This is a genomic window from Streptomyces cyaneochromogenes, from assembly GCF_003963535.1.
Lineage (GTDB): Bacteria > Actinomycetota > Actinomycetes > Streptomycetales > Streptomycetaceae > Streptomyces > Streptomyces shaanxiensis.
Genome location: NZ_CP034539.1, coordinates 961729 through 981936, shown reverse-complemented (window position 1 = coordinate 981936; position 20208 = coordinate 961729). Strand labels below are relative to the sequence as shown.

The window sequence follows — 20208 nt, the reverse complement described above, 5'->3', positions numbered from 1 at the left end:
CCAGGAGTTGAGACAGGAGGGTGAGAGGGGGGTGAGGCGCGAAGTGAGACGGCAGGGAGTGAGACGAGATCGAGGACGGACTCCGACCTTTCAAGATCATGGAGCGACACGGCCGGACATGGGTGTCTCAATACGAGACAGCCCACCGTCGCCGCGTCCGCGACGCCCCCGATACGGTGAGGGACGCCATGACCACCGTGGAACATCCCCCTGCCCTCGCCCCGCTCCGCCAGGCCCGCCAGCGGTTCCTGGCGGGGCGCCCGCTCCCGGACGGCGTGCCGGACGACGTCGTCGCGGCCTGGCGGCGCGCCCGCTTCTTCGGCGTACGGCCCGATCTCGAAGGCCCCGCACGGGAGTTGGCCGAACCGGCCGCCTCCCCCCTGCTGGAGGCGGCGCGCCCGGTGCTCGCCCGCCTCGCCCCGGCCCTCGACGCCGGAAGTTCCGCGCTTCTGCTCACCGACGAGCGGCTCAGGGTGCTGTGGTCGGCCGGCAGCGCGCCCGGCGACGACGCGTGCCGCGACCTGTCAGAGCGGGAGGTCGGCCACAACAGCGCCGCGCTCGCCCTGCGCACCCGGCGCCGGGCCGAGGTGCACGGCCCCGAGCACTTCCTCGACGTGTGGCAGGACGTCTCCGCGGTCAGTGTGCCGCTGCTCTCCCCGGAGACCGGCCAGGTACTCGGCACGGTGACGGTCGCCTCGGGCCTGTGCGCCGGCTGCCGACCGCACCCCGGCGCCGCCCTCGCCGAAGCGGCGGCCACGGCGGTGGAGGCGGAACTGCGGGCACGCGCGCGTACCGCGGAACGCGTGCTGCTCGACGCCTATGAGCGCGCCGTGCGCGGGCGCGAGCGGGCGGTCGTCGCGCTGGACGGCCGTAACCGCCTGGTCAGCGAGGCGGCGGCGCGTCTGGCCTCGCCGCAGGTGCTGGAGGCGCTGGAGCGGGGCGCGCGGGCGTGGGGGAGCGGGGAGTCGTACGAGATCTCGCTGCCCGAGGACGCCGGGTGCGGCGTCGAGATCACTCCGGTACGGCATGAAGGCCGGGCCCTCGGCCTGGTCGCCGTACTCGAAGCTCGCCCCTCGGAGTCGGTGCCGTCGCGGCCGCCGCGCCCGGCGGGCTCGCTGGTGGGGAGCTCGGTGCCGTGGCGGCACGCGGTCGCGCGGGCGACGGCCCTGGCCCGTACCGCGGGGCCCCTGCTCGTGGTGGGCGAGCGCGGAACGGGCAAGACCACGCTCGCTCTCGAACTCCTGGACGACGCCGCTCCGTTGGTCGTGGACGCCGCCGAGTCACCCGAACTCGGCCTCAAGGACGCCGAGCACGGCGAGGCGGGGATCCCCTCGGCCGAAGCCTGGGGGAGGGCCGGCGGCCGCCCGCTGCTGCTGCGCCACGCCGAGCGGCTGGCCCAGCCGGACGTCGCCGCCCTGAACTCCCTCCTGGACGAGAGCCCGGACGCCCACCTGGTCGTCACGTACACGCCCGGAACCTCGCCCGGCCCCTGCCTGCAGCGCCTCCTCGACACGCTCGCGGCCCGCTCGGTGACGCTGCCCGCCCTGCGTGAACGTCCCGGGGACATCAGGGAGTTGCTCCCCGCTCTGGCGCCCGGGCCGGCCCCCGGCAGCCCGCCGCTGACCTGGACGCTGGACGCGCTGCGTGCGCTGGAGCAGCATCCCTGGCCCGGGAACGTCACCGAACTCGCCCACCTCGTACGGGCGCTCGCGAGTCAGCGCCGGGTCTTCGGACCCGTGCGACGGAGCGAACTGCCGGATCCCGTCCGGGAGGGACCCGCGGGACGCAGCCTGAGCCCGATGGAGCTCGCCGAACGGGCCGCGATCCTGGAGGCGTTGCGCCGCCACGGCGGCAACAAGGCACGCGCCGCAGCGGCGTTGGGGATCGCCCGGGCGACCCTTTACCGGAAGCTGCGGGAGTATCAGGGGCGGGACGCCCTGCCCGCCCCGAACCCCTGATCCTGCCCAATCCGTATCCGCCAGGGCCTCGGCGTGCCCCGGTCCACAGGGCCTCAGCGTGCCCCGGTCCAGTTGTGCGCGACGTCGACCACGACCCGGTCGGTCGCCACCCACACCCGGAACGGCAGCCGTGCCCGGACGCCGAGCCCGATCTGCGTGTCCCCTTCGAAGCTGCCGGCGAACCGGGCGTCCCTGAAGGTGCGGTAGCCCGTGAGGTCCACGCCGGCGAGGCGCTGACCGGCCCGCACGGGATACGTGGGCTTACCGGTGTCGACGTCGTAGGCCGGGGCGGCCACCCGTACCTCCAGGACGGCTCCGCCGCCGACGGGGATGTAGTTGCCCGAACCGTCCTGGTAGAGGCGGCTGACGTACCTGACGGAATAGCCGAGGCCGCTGGTGCCCGCGCCGGGGACGTCGACGACCATGCGGTCGAAGCAGGCGTGCCGGCCGGTCCTGATGTTCGTCACCGACTCCGACGTGGCGGCGGAGCGGGTCTTGGCCAGACTGCCCCAGCCGGTGGGGCAGGCCGTGGCCTGTGTGGTGCTGGTCGTGGTGGCATCGGCCGGGACCGCCGCCACGCCCACCGTTGCGGCGATGAGCGCGACCGTCGTCGCCCATGCGGCTCTCTTTCGTCCCATTACGTCCCCCGGGAGGTGATGTGTCTGATATTAGGGGAGACATTCGGGTTGACGGAATGGTTGCACTCATTCCGGTTCGGTCTTCCGACCCGGTCAGGCGGTTGTGCGACGTGCTCGGGAACCCGGGCCGGACCTGGGACGTTCCACGAAGGACGGCGACGACCGGCAGGGGTCGTAGGCGCGGCCGGGGGGCGATGTGACGCGGTTGATTGTCGTAGGGGGCGGGATCGCCGGTGCGGGAGCGGCGCTCGCGCTGCACAAGGCCGGATCAGAGGTCGAGGTGTATGAGGCGCACCCGGACTCCGCGGAGGACATCGGCGCGTTCCTCACCCTCGCGAGCAACGGCATGCGGGCTCTGGCGGAGGTCGACGCCTCGGCCGCGGTCACCGCGATCGGCTTCCCCCTCACCTCGATGCGGGTCCTCGACGACACGGGCGCCGAGGTGGCCCAGGTGCCGCTCGGCGAGGCCGGCACCGCACACCTGCGGTACCGGTGCCTGCGGCGCGGCGACCTCAACTCCGCCCTGCAGGCCGAGGTCACGCGCCGGGGCATCGGCATCCGGCACGGCGCCCGCCTGGTGTCGGTCGAGAACGGCACGGACGGCGTGACCGCCCACTTCGCCGACGGCAGCACGGCCACCGGTGACCTCCTCATCGGCGCCGACGGCCTGAACTCCACGGTCCGCCGGCTCATCGCCCCCGGCACAAGCCCGGACTACGCCGGACAGTACGTCTTCTACGGCTACACGGACGACGCCCCCGCGGCCGCCGAGGGCGAGACCATCACCATGGTGCGCGGCAGCTCCGTCGCCTTCGGGTACGCGGTGTCGCCCGCGGGGGAGACCTACTGGTTCGCGCGCGTCACCGACGGACCCCTGTCCGCCGACGCCCTCGCGGACGGCACCCCCGCCCGGTGGCGCGACCTGCTGCTGCCGCTCCTGCGCAAGGACACCACCCCGGCCGCGGACCTCGTCGCGGCCACCCCCGACCGGCTCATGGTCACCAACGCCACCGAACTCCCCACCGGGACACCCTGGTGCTCCGGCCGCGCCCTGCTCATCGGCGACGCGGCCCACGCGGCGTCCCCCGCCACCGGGCAGGGCGCGTCCATGGCACTGGAGGACGCCGTGATCCTCGCCAAGTCCCTGCGGGACGCGCCGGACACCGACGCCGCGCTCGCGCTCTACGAAACCCTGCGCCGCCCCCGCGTGGAAGACAACATCACGGTCAGCGGCAACATATCCCGCGGCACCCACACCCCGTCAGGTCCCGGCGGCCGGGGCGCGAGAGGGAACCGGCCGGGCGACGACGAGCTCGTACGACACCTGGAGTGGGGCAGCGACCTCGCGCGGCTCGGCCCGTAGATCGATGCACCGGCCAACCGGCGCAACCCCGGCGTACACCCGCCCCTCATACAGGTCGAACCATCCCGGGTTCTCGGAGAGGAGCGTCTGTTGGCCAGTCAGTTGTCCCGTCGACAGTTCGTGGTGTACTCGCTGGCGGCGACCACCCTGACCGTCGCGGCACCGCTCGGCTGCGACGGCTCGACCGCACAGGGCGCCGAGGAAGCCGCGGCAGGCGCCCGTGGCGCTTCCGACGTCCTGGTCACCGGCACCGACGAGGAGATGCTGGTCCTGGAGGTCACCCCGGCCAACAGGGTCGTCGTACGGCTGCCGCGCGTCGAGGTCGGCCAGGGCGTCACCACCGCCGTCGCGATGATGATCGCCGAGGAGCTGGACGCCCGGCTCGCCGACGTCGACATCCCGCTCGCGGACGCCCGCAGCAAGGGCAACCAGTTCACCGGCGGCTCCAACTCGGTCAGTTCGCTGTACGGACCGGCCCGGCACCTGGCCGCCACCGCCCGCGCCAAGCTGGTGACCGCCGCGGCCCGCCAGTGGCACGTCCCCGCGCGGACCCTGCGCACCCGGGACACGACGGTCTTCGGACCGGACGGCCGCTCGGCCACCTTCGGATCGCTGACCAGGGCCGCCGCCCGGATCACGCGCCCGGCCGTGTCGACCAGCCCGAAGCCCGCGTCCAAGCACCGGGTGATCGGCCGGCCGGCGACCCGCATCGACGCCCGCGACATCGTCACCGGCAAGGCGAAGTACACCGGCGACCTCACGGCGGCCGGAGCCAGGCCGACGGTAGTGGCGCGGCCGCCGACGATCGGTGGGAAGGTCGTCTCGGTCGACTCCCAGGCGGCCCGCGCCATGCCCGGCGTGCACGCGGTCGTCCGGATCGACGGCGGCGTAGCCGTGGTCGCGGAGACCTTCCACCATGCCTTCCAGGCTCGCGACGCGCTCCGTATCAAGTGGGCGCCCGGCCCCCTCGCGAACCTCTCCGACACCGAGATCCGCTCCCGGCTGCGCGCCGCCGTACCGAAGCTGGAGACCCCGCCGCGCGGATCGGCGCAGACGGAGGCCGAGTTCGAGTTCGCCTTCGTCAGCCACGCGCCGATGGAGGTGCTCACCGCCGTGGCGGACGTACGCGCCGACCGCGCCGAGATCTGGTTCTCCTCCCAGACACCGCAGTCCGCGCGCGAGGACATCGCCGCGAGGATCGGCCTGCCCGCATCGAAGGTCCGGGTCCATGTCCTGCGCGGCGGCGGCTCGTTCGGACGCCGGCTGAACTACGACGCCGCGATCGAGGCGGCCCTCATCTCCAAGCAGGCACGCCGGCCGGTGAAGCTGATGTGGAGCCGGGCCGACGACATCCGGCACGGCAGAATGCGCCCGGCCACCCACCACCGGATCAGGGCCAGCCACGCCCAGGGCCGGGTGGTGGCCTTCGCCCACGCCACGGCCTCGGTCGACGAGTCCTCCGAGCAGGGCCTGTCCACTCAGGGCGGCGCCCGCTCCGCCGTGCGCGCCCCCGCCGCCGCCCCACTCCCCAGTGACAGCGGCCTGTACAACTTCGGGCGCCTGTCCGGGGATTCGGGCTCGGTCGGCCTGGCGATACCGCTGGGCGCCTGGCGCTCGGTCGACTCCGGCACGGTGCGCACCGCCGAGGAGATCGTCGTCGACGAGGTCGCCCGCAGCCTGGGCAAGGACCCGGTCGCCTTCCGCCGTACGACACTGCGGAGCAAGGCCGTCAGGGCCGTACTGGACAAGGTGGCCAAGGCCGGGGACTGGGGCCGGACCATGCCCCGCGGCCACGCCCAGGGGGTGGGCGTCCACGAGGAGTACGGCTCCTGTGTGGCCTGTCTGGTCGAGATCGACGCCGCCGATCCGAAGAACCCCCGGGTGACCAAGGTGGTGATGGCGGCCGACGTCGGCACGGCCGTCAACCCGCGCGGATTGGAGGCCCAGCTCATGGGCACCGCCGTCGACGGGATCTCCACCATCCTGCGGGCCGGGCTGCACATCGACAGGGGCGCAGTCCGCGAGAGCAGCTTCGCCGACTTCCACTACGCCCGCCAGCGGCACGCCCCGCAGCACTTCGAGGCGCACATCATGCCCTCCCGGCGCGACCCCGGCGGAGCCGGCGAACTCGGCGTCCCGGCCGCGGCCGGCGCCGTCGCCAACGCCTACGCCCGGGCCACCGGCACCAAGCCGCGCCGTTTCCCCCTCGACTTCTGAGCCACGTCCCGAGAAGGTACCGATGCCCTCCTACTCCTTCACCCTCAACGGGAAGCGCGTCACCGTCGAGGCCCCCGCCGACATGCCGCTGCTGTGGGTGCTGCGCGACCTGCTGAACGTCACCGGCCCCAAGTACGGCTGCGGCGTGGGCGCCTGTCGCGCCTGCACCAGCCATCTCGACGGCGACGAGATACAGCCCTGCGTCGTCCCGGTCGCCGACTGCGCCGGCCGTGAGATCACCACCATCGAGGGCCTGGCCGACGGCGACCGCCTGCACCCCGTGCAACAGGCCTGGCTCGACTGCGACGTCGCCCAGTGCGGCTTCTGCCAGCCCGGCCAGATCATGGCCACGGCGGCCCTCCTGAAGAAGACGCCCCGGCCGACGGACGCCGACATCGACCGCATCGAGAACGTCTGCCGCTGCGGCACGTACTCACGGATCCGCGAGGCGATCAAGAAGGCCGCCGCCGACAGTTGACCAGGGTGACACCCGGAGCAGGACCGGGTGACTTCAGCGGCGCCGAGGGCCGCCGTACCCTGATGGCCGTGCACAACTCCTTCGAGGGCCCGAGGTCCGCGGCGGCACGGTTCACCGGACTCCCGGCCACCGGTGAACGCCGGCTCTCCGGGGCGCTCGCCGAAGTCACCCTGGACGGTGGCCGGGTGGTGATGGTCAAGCGCGGCGAGGGCGACCGTGCCGCACGGGCCGAGGCGGCGGGACTGCGCTGGCTGGCCGACGCCGGCACGGTCCGCGTCCCCGCCGTGCACGGCCACGACGAGCAGTGGCTGGTCACCGACCGGGTGGCCACCGGCCGGCCCGGCGCCGCGGCGGCGGAGCGCCTCGGTCGTGAACTTGCCGCCCTGCACGCCGCCGGCGCACCCGCGTTCGGCGCCCCACCGCCCGGCGGCCCCGAGGACGCGTACATCGGCCTCGCCCCGATGAGGAACGTCACCGGCCCCGACTGGCCCCGCTGGTACGCGGAGCACCGGGTGCTGCCGTACCTGCGCCGCGCGGTCGACGCCGGCACGCTCCGCAGCGAGGAGGCGCCCGTCATCGAGCGGGTCTGCGAGCGGCTCCCCGAACTGGCGGGCCCCGCCGAGCCGCCCGCCCGGCTGCACGGCGACCTCTGGAACGGCAACGTCCTGTGGGGCGCCGACGGACACGCCTGGCTGATCGACCCGGCCGCGCACGGCGGCCACCGCGAGACCGACCTGGCCATGCTCCACCTCTTCGGCTGCCCCCACCTGGACCGGATCCTGGCCGCCTATCACGAGGCCGCACCACTCGCCGACGGATGGACCGACCGGATCGGCCTCCACCAGCTGTTCCCGCTCCTCGTCCACGCCGTGCTCTTCGGCCGCGGCTACGCCGAACAAGCCCTCGCGGCGGCCGAGTCCGCCACCAGCCGTTGACGACCCGCTGCCCGTGAGCGACTTGGTCAACGCCAGCTGGGGGAGGGCCCGGTGAGGTTCCCGTGCGGCACGGGACGGCCCGTGAACGCGTCCAGCAGGATGCGGTCGCCGAGCGGGCGGTCAAGCTGGACCGTCACCTTCCTGGTGCGCAGGTCGTCCGTGCAGGGAAGGCCGTCGTCTTTGGTGTCGACGACGTAGGCGGACAGGACCACGCTGCCGTCCGTCTCCAGTGCGTCCACTCGGGGTCCGTCGTCGCATGACCCGTGGAAGGCGTGCACGGTGACGGAGCGGCCGTCCTTGGCCACCTCGACCAGCTCGTTGAGCTCCCGCAGACCGTCGGTGGGGCTGTTCCCGACCGGCCCGATCGGCGGCTCGGGAAGCTTGGACGGGTCGAGGGCGACGCGCTTGAGCGGGGTGTCGTAGCCCTCGATCGTGAACAGCCACGCCGGGACGGTGGCCGGACCGCGACTGGTGGCCAGCGTGGTCTCGCCCAGCTTCGCCCCGGTCACGGTGAGGTGCGGCGGGGGGCCGCTGCTGCGGGCCACCCTCTCGTACGCCTCCCGGGCCTTCATGAGCGGCAGGGTGAGCGATCCGCCGCTCTGCCATGTCACCTCCGCCGTCTTCGTCGGCGCCTCGGGGAGGTCGCCGCGCAGCACGAAGTTGTCGGTGATGTACGCCTCCTTGTCGGCCGCGTTGTGGAAGGCGTCCTCGGGCAGCTGGACCGCGTCCGCCATCGGGTAGTAGCCCTTGTGCCAGATCTCGGCGGCCGGTGAACCGTCCCAGGCCTTGGCCACCTTGAGGGCACGGGGGCTGGTGTCCGGCGCCGGTTCGGACTCGTCGGAGCCCGCCGTGCCGGTGCCGCACCCGGCGGCGAGCAGGCCGAGCGCGATCAGTAGCTGGACGGTGCGTGAAGTGGTCGTTCGCATGGATCCCCCCGAACGGACGGCGACGGGTGAGCGGGTGCGGGAGGGGCGGTGCCGTGGCCGCCCCGACACTGTGACGCACGGCCGGCCCGCCGCGTTCGGTCAGACCAGTGACTGCGTGCCGAGCACCGCGACCAGCGCGAGGCGTTCCGCGTCCTCGGTGCCGGGGGCGGCCGTGTAGACCATCAGCCGCAGGTCGCTGCCCGCCACGGCGAGGACATCGCAGTCCAGCGTCAGCGGACCTGCCTGCGGGTGCTCGATGACCTTCCGGCCGGTCTCGTGCCGACCGACCGTGCCGGTCTCCCACAGTGCGGCGAAGCGAGGGCTGTGTGTCCGCAACTCCGTGATGAGGAGCTTCAGTTGCGGGTCCGCCGGATAACGGCTCGCGGTCGCGCGCAGATCGGCGACGATGGCGGCCTGGAACGCCCGCCTCTCCTGCGGGCTCTGCCGTACCCGGCCGGCGGGGCCGAGGAAGGCGCGCCACACGCCGTTGCGTTCGAAGCCGCGCCGGCCGGAGGGGTCCCCCATCAGCGCGGCGTAGTGGGGATTGGCCATGAGCAGTGTCCAGGCGGCGTCGTACACCCCCACGGGGGTGCCGTTCAGCCGGTCCAGCAGACGCTGCACGCTGGGAGTGATGTACGCGGGAACCGTGTCCGGGCCGGGCGGCACCAGGTCCGCCAGCCGGAACAGATGGGCGCGCTCGTCCGCCGACAGCCGCAGCGCCCGGGCCAGGGCCTCGACGATCTGGCCCGACGGATTGCTGGCCCGGCCCTGTTCGAGGCGCGTGACGTAGTCGACCGAGATCCCGGCCAGCAGCGCCAGTTCCTCACGGCGCAGTCCCGCCGCACGCCGATGCCCACCCGAGGGCAGACCGGCCGAATCGGGCGTGACACGGTCGCGCCAGCGACGCAGGGCCTGTCCGAGTTCCGTCGCCGTCATGGCCCCAGTGAACACCGTCGGGCCGACGCGTGCCTGGTACCCGCGGTCCCAGGAAGACGGGACGGCTGGCTGACCGCCGGGCCGCGCAGGACGCTGAGGGCATGACGACAACACTGATCACCGGAGCGAACAAGGGACTCGGCTTCGAGACCGCCCGTCGACTCGTCGAAGCGGGTCACACGGTCCACATCGGCGCCCGGAACGCCGAGCGGGGCCGCGATGCCGCCGATCGGCTCGGCGCCCGGTTCGTCCAGCTGGACGTCACCGACGACGCCTCCGTCCAGGCCGCCGTGAAGACCGTCGAGGCAGCGGGCGGGCTCGACGTCCTGGTCAACAACGCCGGCATCGAGGTGCGGGGCGAGGACAACGGCATCCCCGCGGCCGCGGACACCACCGCCGACGAGATGCGGACGGTGTTCGAGACGAACGTCTTCGGTGTCGTCCGTGTCACCCATGCCTTCCTGCCGCTGCTCCAGCGATCCGCCGCCCCCGTCGTGGTGAACGTGAGCAGCGGCCTCGCCTCGCTGGCCGGGCTCTCCGCCCCGGACTCACCGGCGCACTTCTATCAGGCCATCGCCTACCCGGCCTCGAAGACGGCGGTCAACATGATCACCGTGCAGTACGCCAAGGCGTTTCCGGCCATGCGGATCAACGCCGTCGAGCCCGGCTTCACCGCCACGGACCTCAACGGGCGTACCGGCACCCAGACCGTCGAGCAAGGCGCGGAGATCATCGTCCGCATGGCACAGGCCGGCCCCGACGGCCCGACCGGTGGCTACGTCGACGTCAACGGGCCGATTCCCTGGTGACACCGGGCCCCGCCCGGACCCTCAGACGACGGCGTCGGCCCGCAGGGCCCCGATCTCCTCGGCGCTGCGCCCCAGTTCGGCGAGGATCGCCTCGGTGTGCTCGCCCACCCCCGGCACCGGGTCCATACGCGCGGGCAGTCCCGCGAGGTCGGCCGGCGGCAGCAGGGCCTGCACCGTCGCGCCACCGGGCACCGCCACGTCGGTCCAGCGGCCGCGGGCGGCCAGAACCGGATGGTCCAGGAAGGCGGCGACGTCGTTGACCCCCGCGCAGGCGATGCCGATGGACTCCAGGTCCTTGAGGACCTCCTCGGCGCCGGAGCGGGCGCAGCGCTCGGCGACGACGGCGTTGAGCTCGTCGCGGTGGGCGACGCGGGCGGAGCTCGTGGCGAAGCGCGGGTCGTCCGTCAGCTCGGGCCGCGCCAGGAACTCGGCGCACAGCGCGGCCCACTCGCGCTCGTTCTGGATGGAGAACAGCACCTCGCGGCCGTCCGCCGCCGCATAGGCGCCGTACGGAGCCAGGGTGGGGTGCTGGGTGCCCAGACGCGCGGGCTGGGTGCCGCCGTAGCGCGTGTAGTAGGCGGGCTGGCCCATCCACTCCGCCAGCGCCTCGAACAGGGACACCTCCACCGGGTGGGCCGTACCGGTGGCGGCGCGCGTGAACAGGGCGGTGAGGATGCCGCTGTACGCGTACATCCCGGCGGCGATGTCGGCGACGGAGATGCCGACGCGCGCGGTCTCGTCGGCGGTTCCGGTCAGCGACACGAGGCCGGTCTGGCACTGCACCAGCAGGTCGTAGGACTTCCGGTCGGCCCACGGACCCGACGTCCCGTACCCGGAGATCGTGCACGGGACCAGCCGCGGCCACCGCTCCCGCAGCACCTCGACCCCCAGGCCGAGGCGGTCGGCGGCGCCGGGCGCCAGATTCTGTACGAACACGTCGGCGCCGTCGAGGAGTTGGTGCAGGATCTCCCGGCCCCGGGGGGCCTTCAGGTCCAGCGTGAGGGACTCCTTGGACCGGTTGAGCCAGACGAAATAGCTGGACTGCCCGTGCACCGTCGTGTCGTACCGGCGGGCGAAGTCCCCGTCCCCGGGCCGCTCGACCTTGATCACGCGCGCGCCGAGGTCGGCGAGCTGCCGGGTGGCGTACGGGGCGGCCACGGCCTGCTCGAGGCTGACCACGGTGATGCCGGACAGGGGAAGGTGGGGCGCGCTCATAGGGGCCATGTGTACGGGCACCATGGAGATCGCGTCAATGGGGCCCATGGTCGTCAGGACGGGACTTCGTGCAGCTCGGCGCGGTGTCGGTGGGGGTGCGTGCTGTGTGACCCAGGGTGCCGGGCCGCCTCAGGCGGGGACGCGGAGGGTCTCCACGGCCCTGACCAGCGGAGCCAGTTCGGGATTCTTCGCGGCCTCGTCGAGGGCTTCGCGCAACGCGGCCTCGTTGGTCGGGCGGGCTTCTTCGAGGAGTGTGAGGCCTGCTGGGGTGACGTCGGTGTAGATGCCGCGGCGGTCGGTGGGGCAGAGGTAGCGGGAGAGCAGGCCGCGGTCCTCGAGGCGGGTGACGAGGCGGGTGGTGGCGCTCTGGCTGAGGACGACCGCGTCGGCGACCTGTTTCATCTGCAGGTGGCCGCCTTCGCCGTCGTGCTGGCGGCTGAGGACGTCGAGCAGGGAGTACTCGCGCACGCTGAGGTCGTGGCCGGCCTGCAGGGCGCGCTCGATGTGTGCCTCGATCCTGCCGTGCAGCAGGGAGAGGGCGCACCAGCCCTGGGCGAGGGCGGTCAGCGCGGGGTCCGTGGCGGTCATGGCGCCGGTGTCCTCCGTTGCGATGTGAGTGTCCTCCAGGATAGGGCATCCGTGAAATTTCCAGCGAATGCGGGTAGAGCGCGCCTGCAAGCACCACGGGGGAAACTCCGTGGCCGACGTGCCGGGCCGTGGGTATCGTCGACCGCCATGATCAACACGCCCTCGACGACCACCCTCTGGCGACCCACCGGCCCCAAGGAACTGGACCTGGTCCGTGAGCTGGACTGGCGTGCCTGGCCGCCGAGGCTTCCCGAGCAGCCGATCTTCTACCCGGTGCTCAACGAGGACTACGCGGTGAGGATCGCCCGGGACTGGAACGTCAAGTACGACGGCGCCGGCTTCGTGACGCGGTTCGAGGTCGACTCGGAGTTCCTGCGCCGCTACCCCGTCCGGCAGGCGGGCGGCGCGACGATCCTCGAACTGTGGGTGCCCGCCGAGGAGCTCGACGAGTTCAACGCCCACATCGTCGGCACGATCGAGGTCGTGCACGAGTTCCGCTGACCGCGGCCCGCCGCGGCACCGCCCTCAGGGCCGTGCCAGGTGCCGCATCGCCAGCGCCAGGCCCAGCCTGAACCTGCCCTGTGGTGTGCGCAGCGGCCAGCCCAGCAGGTGCTCGGCATGGGCGAGACGCTCCTGGAGGGTGGAGTGGTGGACGTTGATCTCGGCCGCCGCCGCCCGCAGGCTCACCGTCGAGGCGACGGCGTGCAGCGTGGCGAGCAGCCAGGGCGCGGCCGCCGCGGCCGCTTCCAGGGCCTGTACGTCGGGCGGCGGCTCGGCGCCCGGTACGACGAGGTCGGCGAGGAGCGCGATGCCGCCCAGCTCGTCGGCGTGGACGACGCCTGGTCCGGGATCCTGTGCCGTGCCCTCGGCCGTGAAGCGGAGCGCGACGCGGGCCTGGGCCCAGGAGCGTGGCAGGTCGAGCACCGGGACGGCGGAACCCACACCCACCCGGCCGTCGGGCGGCTCGGCGGCCGGATGCGCGGGGACGATACGGGGGCGGCCGTCGAGCGGGACCAGTACGCGGGCCGGTGCGGCGGTGTCGAGCCCGAGCCGGCGGGCCGCGTGCAGCCGCGCCGCTTCCGGCGCCGTGGCGTCGAGGACGGTCTCGACCAGCGCCGGGTCATCGGCCGGCGCACGCCCGCGCGTCCGGTCGAGCACGAGCCGTACGGCACCGGCGGCCCGCTCCAGGATCACCGCGTCGACGACACTCGGCTCCGCCGCCTCGGCCCGCTCCAGCCACAGCGCGGGATCGCCGCCAGGCGTCAGGGCGGCGGACGGCCAGGCGGGATCCACCGGCATCCCGTTCTCCCGGCGCGCCCCGTCGGCCTCCACCCGGACATGCACCCGCCGCTCCACGTCCACCAGCCGCGCCGGCACCCCGGCCAGCACGGCGGCCCCACGCACCAGCGCCTCCAGCCCGGCCCGCGCCTCGGCGAGCCGATCGAAGTAGGCGATGACCCGTACGGCCGCCCCGGCGTCCGGATCGAGCGCGGTCAGGCGTCCGGCCAGCTCTTTCATAGGCCCATGGTGCGGTATGGGGGCGGGGATGGGGAGGGTGAGGGTGAGTGGAGAAGAGGCCGAGGGGGAGCGGCGGGGAGTCAGGGGCGTGTGGAGGGGAGTTTGCGGTCGTCCGACGGGGCGGGCGAGTGGCGGTCGGTGGGGTGCGGAGGCCCAAGGCGTGGGGCGCGGGGGGGGGGGGGCAGCACGGACGCCGTCTCGGCGGCGGCCGCCCCGGTCGTCGGGGCCGAAAGGCGTGCGTGATGGGCGGGGGCGGGGAGTTCGCGTTCGTGTGGTGCGTACTCCGAGAGCGGCCGCCGCCCAGCCTGCCCCACCGCCCACCGCCGCCGCCCGTCGCCCACCGCGCCGCCCCCACGCGGCCCCCGGCCCGTCAGCCGCCCAACAGCCGCTTCAGCCAAGCCAGTTGCGCCGACCGGCACGCCTGCGACAGTGCTGCCTGGGGGGCGAAGCCGTCGAAGCCGTGGAAGCCGCCGGGCCACACGTGCAGCTCGGCCACCCCGCCGGCCTGCCAGATCCGGGAGGCGTAGGCGACGACCTCGTCGCGGAAGGTCTCCGTGGAGCCGACGTCCAGGAAGGCCGGGGGCAGTCCGGTCAGGTCCTCGGCGCGGGCCGGTGCCGCGTACGCGGGGACGTCGGGGCCGCCGCGGCGCTCACCGAGCAGCGCCGTCCAGCCGGTCTCGTTGGCCGTACGGTCCCAGACGCCGAGGCCCGCCATCTGGTGGGCGGACGGGGTGTCGTTGCGGTCGTCCAGCATCGGGCACATCAGCAGCTGGCCGATCAGTTCCGGGCCCTTGCGGTCCCGGGTCAGCAGGGCGAGCGCCGCGGACAGCCCGCCGCCCGCGCTGGCACCGGCGACCACGATCCGCTGCGGGTCGCCACCGAGCTCGGCCGCGTGCTTCGCCGTCCACTCCAGACCGGCGTACACGTCATCGATCTGCGCCGGGTAGGGGTCCTCGGGCGCCAGGCGGTACTCCACGGACACCACGACCGCGTCCACCTCCTTCGCCCAGGACAGCGGCACGTCCACCCCGACGCGGTTGTTGCCGATGACCATGCCGCCGCCGTGGATGTGGTAGATCACGGGCCGCGGACCCGCGTCCGCGGCGGCGGCCGGCCGGCAGATCAGCAGCGAGATCTCGGGCGCGCCCTCGGGCCCGGGTACCGTCCGGTCCTCGACCTCGAAGAAGCCGTCCATGGTCAGGTCCAGCTGGGCCAGCATCTGGATCCCCGGACCCTGGCGGATCCCGGCTATCTCGTCCATCGTCAGGGCGGGTGAGATCACGTCCTTGATGAGCTCCAGGGCGGCGGCGAGCTCGGGATCGAACGGGGGCGGAACCGGGGTCATGGTTTCTCCTCACACAGGGGCGCGTGTGCCCAGTCCTCACACGGAGGGACACGTGCCGGCGGCTCTGCGGCCATGATCCGCGTACCGGCCGCGCCCGGAAGGCCGCCGTTCGGCGGAACCTGCCCGCCGTCCGGCGGGTGGCACCCTCGTGACCTGGAGCTTGCCAGGACATGACCCGTTGTTCACCCGCCCTGGGCGGAAGGAATCCCCGAAAGGCGACAACTCTGTCATGACCCCCACCTGCACCAGTAGTAACACCCGTGAACGTCTCCCTCTCCGTCTGGCTGCTGACCATCGTGGCCCTGTGCGCGCTGGGCGCTGTGGACTTCTTCATCGGCCGCAAGCCGCACGACGTGTCCATCCGGGAAGCGGGGACGTGGACGGTCGTCTGGATCGTCCTGGCCTGCGTGTTCGGCCTCGGCCTGTACATCTACGGCGGTGGCGGACCCACGGGCGAGTTCTTCTCCGGGTGCATCACCGCATTTCGGCGTGGCCGACCGCTACCACGGCACCAAGCTGTTCATCACCGAGAACGGCAAGCGGAGGCGGTGATGAGCGCCGCCGCCAACCTCTCGCCCGCTACGCCCGACCGGCCGAGCGGCCTTGACTTCGAGAGCGCTCGAAGAACTAGCGTCGTCGAGGTCGGTGAACGGTCCGGGTGAACGGAGACAGGCCATGCGGGTCGGTGTGCACATCAACCGGTTCGACCATTCCGGAGGAGGCCCCGCGCTCGGCGCCGAACTCGCCGCGGCGGGCGGCGCCGCCGAGGCGGCCGGCGTGAGCTGGCTGTCGGTGATGGACCACTACTTCCAGATGGAGTTCAACGACGGCGCCGAGGACCCCATGCTGGAGGCGTACACGACGCTCGGCTTCCTCGCCGCCCACACCTCCACGATCCGCCTCGGCGCCCTGGTGACCGGCGTGACCTACCGCCACCCCGGCCTGCTCGCCAAGATCGCCACCACGCTCGACGTGCTGTCCGGCGGCCGGGCCACCCTCGGCATCGGCGCGGCCTGGTACGGCCGCGAGCACGAGGGACTCGGCGTGCCGTTCCCGCCGGTCGCCGAGCGCTTCGAGAGGCTGGAGGAGACCCTGCGGATCTGCCTCCAGATGTGGGACCCGACGACCGACGGCCCCTTCGAGGGCAAGCACTACCGGCTCGCCGAGACCCTCTGTGTGCCGGCGCCGCTCAGCGCCCCGCACCCCGAGATCATGATCGGCGGGGGCGGTGAGAAGAAGACGCTCCGGCTGGTGGCCCGGTACGGCGACGCGTGCAACCTGTTCACCACCTCCCCGCAGGAGGTCCGGCACAAGCTCGACGTGCTGCGCGGCCACTGCGACACCGAGGGACGCGACTACGACGCGATCCGCAAGACCGTCGCCTACGGCGGTGACCCGGCCACCGAGGGCGACCTCGACGCGTTCACCCGGGACATCGCGGGCTACACGAAGCTCGGCATCGACACGGTGATCCTCTCCCCGCGCCTGGGGGAGACCTCCGCCTGGATGGAGAGCTTCGTGGCCCCGGCCGTTCAGCGGCTGGCCGAGCTCGACTGAGCCTGGGCGGGACGGCTGCGGGAGACGACCCGCGCCCCGCGGCCGTCGACCACCCGCATCTGCAGCGATCCGCAGCCGCACCGCGTCCACACCGTGTGACCGGCCGCCGTGCTGTGCCGGGAGAGCACCTGGAAGGGCTCGGCGCCGTCGGGCCACCCGCAGTGCGGGCAGGCGGTGCCGGTCGTGCTGGTCATGGCGACTCCTCGTACCTGGTGGTTGATTCGACCGTCGCGACACAACCAAGGGTGCGGCGCGCTTTCGTACACGTCCAGGTTGACTTTCCGGACCTCACCTTGAAGCGTGGGCTTCATGATTGACCTGCGCCGACTGCACGTGCTGAGGGCCGTGGCGCACTACGGCACGGTCACCGCGGCCGCCCACGCCCTGCACTTCACCCCGTCCGCCGCCTCCCAGCAGATCCGCCAGCTGGCCCGCGAACTGGGCGTCGACCTGCTGGAACCGCAGGGTCGTGGGGTGCGCCTCACCGCGGCCGCCGAGGGCCTGCTGGCGCACGCCGACGCGATCGCGGCCCGCTGGGAGGAGGCCGAACACGAACTGCGCGCCGAGTACGGCGCACCCTCCGGGCAGTTGCGGGTGTGCGGCTTTTCCACGGCCGTCTCGGTGCTGCTGGCGCCCATGGCCGTACGGCTGCGGGAACGGCACCCGAGGCTGTCCGTGCGTATCCAGGAGACCGGCGTACCGGAGAGCTTCGACCTGCTCTTCGAGGGGGCGGTCGACCTGGCGGTGGCGGAGGTCACCCCGCACAACCCGCCGCTGAGCGACGCCCGCTTCGATCAGCGGCCGCTGCTGGACGACCCGTACGACCTCGTCGTCCCGGACGACCACCCGCTGGCCGGACGCGAGCGAAGCGACCTCGCGGAGGCGGCGCACGAGGACTGGATCGCGCCGGTGCCGGACAGTCCCTGCCGTCCGCACGTGATGTCGGCGTGCGGGGCGGCCGGGTTCACCCCGAACGTGATCCACCACGCCCTGGACTGGAACGTCACCGCCCACCTGGTCGCCCAACGCCTCGGCGTCGCCCTCGTCCCGAGGCTGGCCCGGCTGCCCCCGCACCTGCCGATCACCCGCGTGCGCTGCGCGGGCGACCCGCACCGCAAGCTGCTCATCTGCACGCGCCGGGGCTGCCGGGAACGCCCCGCGGTGGCGGCGGCGCTGGAGGAGCTGCGGGAGCTGGCGCCCACGGCCGTGGCTTGACACGACAAGAGGCTGGAGCCCAGGGCTCCAGCCTCTGCGGGGTACCGGCCGTCCGGTCAGGCGGCTACCGTCTCGCCTGCGTTGCCGTGGACGCGTGCGATGACCTCGGTCAGCTGGGCGGCGACCTCGGCGTCGTCGACCGGGTGGGTCTCGGCGAAGCGGGTCACCGAGCCGGGGATGGACAGCTTGACGTCCTCCAGCACCTTGCCGCCGGCGATGCCCACGGCCTTGCGGGTCTCGTCCTGCGCCCACACGCCGCCGAACTGGCCGAAGGCGGTGCCGACCACCGCGACCGGCTTGCCGCCGAAGGCGCCGGCGCCGTACGGGCGGGACAGCCAGTCGATGGCGTTCTTCAGCACGGCCGGGATGGTGCCGTTGTACTCGGGGGAGAAGAGCAGGAACGCGTCGGAGGCCAGCGCGGCCTCACGCAGCTTGGTGGCGGCGGCGGGGACGCTGCCCTCGACGTCGATGTCCTCGTTGTAGAAGGGGATCTCGGCCAGGCCCTCGAAGAGCACGACCTCGGCGCCCTCGGGAGCGAGCTTGACGGCCGCCTCGGCGAGCTGGCGGTTGTGCGAACCGGCACGAAGGCTGCCGACGAGCGCGAGGATGCGAACAGACATGCGAACTCCAAGGATGCTGAAACACTGCCGTTACGATCCGGACCGAGGTCCGTTTACGTTTCTAGCACCTTAACCGGACCGAGGTCCAGTTACATTCCCGATGCTTTACGCTGGCTTCATGTCCGCCGACCTGCCGCCCTTCCCGAAGCCTCAGGAGCCACTCGACACGCCTCAGCTGCTGGAGGTCGGCTCCGCCCCCGACGAGCCCTGCCTGCGCGCCGACGCGGCCCGCAACCGCGCCCGGCTGCTGGAGGCCGCCGCCCGGCTCATCGCGGAGCACGGCGCGGCCGGTGTCACGATGGAGGCGGTGGCCGCGGCGGCGGGCGTGGGCAAGGGCACGGTCTTCCGCCGCTTCGGCGACCGCACCGGCCTGCTGACGGCGCTGCTGGACCACTCCGCGAAGAAGCTGCAGGCCGACTTCCTCGGCGGGCCCCCGCCGCTCGGCCCCGGTGCGCCGCCGGTCGAGCGGCTGCGGGCGTTCGGCGTCGCGGTGCTCTACCGCTCGGCCGAGCAGCTGGACCTGCACCTGGCCGCCCAGCCGGAGCCGACCCGCCGCTTCTCCCATCCCTCGTACCGCGCGCTGCACACCCATGTCACGGTGCTGCTGCGGCAGATCCTGCCGGGCGCCGACCACGAGCTCCTCGCGCGGCCGCTCATGGCCTTTCTCGATCCCGCGCTGGTCAACCACCTGACCAGGCAGTGCGGCATGCCCATGGAGCGGCTGGAGAAGGGCTGGCTCGACCTGGTCGCCCGCGTGACGCGCACGGAGGTGTGACGAGGCGAGGACCCTGGGCGGAGCCTCGCTCACAGTTTCTGCAAAGATGCCGTTCGTCATGGTGCAGATACCGAAAACGCCCGCGCCCGCTTCGCCCGCCCCGCGCTCGGTACCTACGAGCGCCGACGTGGCCCGCCTGGCCGGCGTCTCGCGCGCGACCGTCTCCTACGTCCTCAACAACACCAGCGCCGTCCGGATCAGCGAGCCCACCCGCCGCCGGGTCCACGAGGCCGCGAAGGAACTGGGCTACGTCCCGCACGCGGCCGCCCGCAGTCTGCGCGCCGGGCACAGCCGCATGGTCCTGATGCCCGCGCCGAGCTTCCCCGTCGGCCCGCTCTACAGCCAGTTCCTCGGCGATCTCCAGATGGCGCTCGGCCGTCTCGACTACACCGTCGTCCAGCACGGCAGCGTCGGCCTGTACGGCGACGAGGCGGCACGCGCCTGGGCCGAACTGCGCCCGGTCGCCGTCCTGATGCCGGGCTCGGGTCTGTGCCCGAAGGGGGTGACGGTCCTCAAGCGCTCCGGAGCCCGGGCCGTGGTCACCCTCGGCCCCGAGGCCGTCGAGGGCGCGCACGCCCTGCTCATGGACCACGAGGCCGTCGGGTACAGCGCGGGCGTCCATCTCCACGAGCGCGGCCGGAGCCGCATCGGCGTCGTGGTGCCCGAGGAGGGCGGCCTGGAGTCCTTCTCCGCGCCCCGCCTCGAAGGCGTGCGCCGCGCCCTGCACGGCACGGACGCCACCGTGACGCCCCTGTCCCTCGCCTATGAGGAGAAGTCCGCCGCGGGGCTCGCCGCCCGCTGGCGCGACCTCGGCCTCGACGCCGTGTTCGCCTACAACGACGAGTACGCGATGCTCCTGATGCGCGCTCTGCAGGACGAGGGCCTGCGCGTCCCCACCGACACGGCCGTCATCGGCGCCGACGACCTGATGCTCGGACGGCTGCTGCGGCCTAGGCTGAGCACCGTCCACATAGAGCTGCCGTCCGGCCGTGAGCTCGCGGAACTGGTCGACCGCGCGGTGCGCAACCCCGGCGCCGCACCCGAGACGCACAAGGTGCTGGGGGCGTCGGTGGTGCACCGCGAGTCCAGCTGAGGCACCGCGAGTCCGGTCGGCG

Annotated in this window: 20 protein-coding genes and 1 pseudogene; 12 read left to right on the top strand and 9 right to left on the bottom strand. The window is 73.1% G+C overall.

Annotated elements, in window-relative coordinates:
* The first annotated feature begins 188 nt into the window (after nt 1–188).
* A complete protein-coding gene (locus tag EJ357_RS04115; RefSeq protein WP_126388693.1) occupies nt 189–1958 on the top strand; it encodes a helix-turn-helix domain-containing protein in 1770 nt (589 codons plus the stop codon).
* Between the two features lie 53 nt (nt 1959–2011).
* Here EJ357_RS04115 and EJ357_RS04110 read toward each other — a convergent pair whose 3' ends face one another.
* Nucleotides 2012–2596, bottom strand: a complete 585-nt coding sequence (locus EJ357_RS04110; protein ID WP_126388691.1) for an AMIN-like domain-containing (lipo)protein — start codon at nt 2594–2596, stop codon at nt 2012–2014.
* Nucleotides 2597–2792: 196 nt separating this feature from the next.
* Between EJ357_RS04110 and EJ357_RS04105 the strand changes: the two genes are divergently transcribed.
* From EJ357_RS04105 to EJ357_RS04090, 4 genes are all read left to right on the top strand, one after another.
* Nucleotides 2793–3959 carry an FAD-dependent monooxygenase gene (locus tag EJ357_RS04105; RefSeq protein WP_126388689.1) on the top strand — a complete coding sequence of 389 codons (1167 nt, stop codon included), beginning with the start codon at nt 2793–2795 and terminating at the stop codon, nt 3957–3959.
* Between the two features lie 120 nt (nt 3960–4079).
* A complete protein-coding gene (locus tag EJ357_RS04100; RefSeq protein WP_126399188.1) occupies nt 4080–6176 on the top strand; it encodes a xanthine dehydrogenase family protein molybdopterin-binding subunit in 2097 nt (698 codons plus the stop codon).
* Between the two features lie 22 nt (nt 6177–6198).
* Nucleotides 6199–6654, top strand: a complete 456-nt coding sequence (locus EJ357_RS04095) for a (2Fe-2S)-binding protein (protein WP_126388687.1) — start codon at nt 6199–6201, stop codon at nt 6652–6654.
* 62 nt (nt 6655–6716) lie between these two features.
* Nucleotides 6717–7589, top strand: coding sequence for a fructosamine kinase family protein (locus EJ357_RS04090; protein ID WP_126399186.1), 873 nt, complete (start codon nt 6717–6719; stop codon nt 7587–7589).
* Between the two features lie 26 nt (nt 7590–7615).
* Here the strand turns inward: EJ357_RS04090 and EJ357_RS04085 are convergent, their stop codons facing one another.
* Both EJ357_RS04085 and EJ357_RS04080 read right to left on the bottom strand, forming a co-directional pair.
* Complete coding sequence (locus tag EJ357_RS04085; protein ID WP_126388685.1) at nt 7616–8515, bottom strand: hypothetical protein; 900 nt, start codon at nt 8513–8515, stop codon at nt 7616–7618.
* A gap of 99 nt (nt 8516–8614) precedes the next feature.
* On the bottom strand, nt 8615–9451 hold the full coding sequence (locus EJ357_RS04080) for a helix-turn-helix transcriptional regulator (RefSeq protein WP_126388683.1): 837 nt from the start codon (nt 9449–9451) through the stop codon (nt 8615–8617).
* Nucleotides 9452–9552: 101 nt separating this feature from the next.
* Here EJ357_RS04080 and EJ357_RS04075 point away from each other — a divergent pair, with 101 nt between their 5' ends.
* Nucleotides 9553–10260 (top strand): SDR family NAD(P)-dependent oxidoreductase, encoded by a 708-nt coding sequence (locus EJ357_RS04075; protein ID WP_126388681.1) that lies wholly within the window; start codon nt 9553–9555, stop codon nt 10258–10260.
* Nucleotides 10261–10281: 21 nt separating this feature from the next.
* Here the strand turns inward: EJ357_RS04075 and EJ357_RS04070 are convergent, their stop codons facing one another.
* Entirely contained in the window at nt 10282–11475 is a 1194-nt protein-coding gene (locus EJ357_RS04070; RefSeq protein ID WP_126388679.1) for a CaiB/BaiF CoA transferase family protein, read from the bottom strand.
* A 129-nt stretch (nt 11476–11604) separates the two neighbouring features.
* Nucleotides 11605–12063, bottom strand: a complete 459-nt coding sequence (locus EJ357_RS04065; RefSeq protein WP_126388677.1) for a MarR family winged helix-turn-helix transcriptional regulator — start codon at nt 12061–12063, stop codon at nt 11605–11607.
* 147 nt (nt 12064–12210) lie between these two features.
* On the opposite strand from EJ357_RS04065, the gene EJ357_RS04060 reads away from it, so the two are divergent.
* The gene (locus EJ357_RS04060; RefSeq protein WP_126388675.1) at nt 12211–12564 is read left to right on the top strand and encodes a hypothetical protein; all 354 of its coding nucleotides are present in this window, start codon (nt 12211–12213) and stop codon (nt 12562–12564) included.
* Between the two features lie 24 nt (nt 12565–12588).
* On the opposite strand, the gene EJ357_RS04055 is transcribed toward EJ357_RS04060, so the two are convergent.
* Both EJ357_RS04055 and EJ357_RS04050 read right to left on the bottom strand, forming a co-directional pair.
* A complete protein-coding gene (locus EJ357_RS04055; RefSeq protein ID WP_126388673.1) occupies nt 12589–13581 on the bottom strand; it encodes a helix-turn-helix domain-containing protein in 993 nt (330 codons plus the stop codon).
* A 370-nt stretch (nt 13582–13951) separates the two neighbouring features.
* Entirely contained in the window at nt 13952–14926 is a 975-nt protein-coding gene (locus EJ357_RS04050) for an alpha/beta hydrolase (RefSeq protein ID WP_126388671.1), read from the bottom strand.
* A 260-nt stretch (nt 14927–15186) separates the two neighbouring features.
* On the opposite strand from EJ357_RS04050, the pseudogene EJ357_RS04045 reads away from it, so the two are divergent.
* Together EJ357_RS04045 and EJ357_RS04040 are read left to right on the top strand one after the other, a co-directional pair.
* Nucleotides 15187–15405, top strand: a pseudogene (locus tag EJ357_RS04045) (TerC family protein); the annotation flags it as partial.
* 196 nt (nt 15406–15601) lie between these two features.
* Nucleotides 15602–16483 carry an LLM class F420-dependent oxidoreductase gene (locus EJ357_RS04040; protein WP_126388669.1) on the top strand — a complete coding sequence of 294 codons (882 nt, stop codon included), beginning with the start codon at nt 15602–15604 and terminating at the stop codon, nt 16481–16483.
* Here the strand turns inward: EJ357_RS04040 and EJ357_RS04035 are convergent.
* The gene (locus tag EJ357_RS04035) at nt 16459–16677 is read right to left on the bottom strand and encodes a hypothetical protein (RefSeq protein ID WP_126388667.1); all 219 of its coding nucleotides are present in this window, start codon (nt 16675–16677) and stop codon (nt 16459–16461) included. The two genes, EJ357_RS04040 and EJ357_RS04035, sit on opposite strands and share 25 nt — an antisense overlap.
* 115 nt (nt 16678–16792) lie before the next feature.
* On the opposite strand from EJ357_RS04035, the gene EJ357_RS04030 reads away from it, so the two are divergent.
* On the top strand, nt 16793–17698 hold the full coding sequence (locus EJ357_RS04030; protein WP_126399184.1) for a LysR family transcriptional regulator: 906 nt from the start codon (nt 16793–16795) through the stop codon (nt 17696–17698).
* 56 nt (nt 17699–17754) lie between these two features.
* On the opposite strand, the gene EJ357_RS04025 is transcribed toward EJ357_RS04030, so the two are convergent.
* A complete protein-coding gene (locus EJ357_RS04025; RefSeq protein ID WP_126388665.1) occupies nt 17755–18318 on the bottom strand; it encodes an NADPH-dependent FMN reductase in 564 nt (187 codons plus the stop codon).
* A gap of 100 nt (nt 18319–18418) precedes the next feature.
* Between EJ357_RS04025 and EJ357_RS04020 the strand changes: the two genes are divergently transcribed.
* Together EJ357_RS04020 and EJ357_RS04015 are read left to right on the top strand one after the other, a co-directional pair.
* Entirely contained in the window at nt 18419–19093 is a 675-nt protein-coding gene (locus tag EJ357_RS04020) for a TetR/AcrR family transcriptional regulator (protein WP_175647304.1), read from the top strand.
* A gap of 46 nt (nt 19094–19139) precedes the next feature.
* Nucleotides 19140–20186: a LacI family DNA-binding transcriptional regulator gene (locus EJ357_RS04015; protein ID WP_175647303.1), complete on the top strand. Its 1047-nt coding sequence runs from the start codon at nt 19140–19142 to the stop codon at nt 20184–20186.
* Nucleotides 20187–20208: the final 22 nt, after the last annotated feature.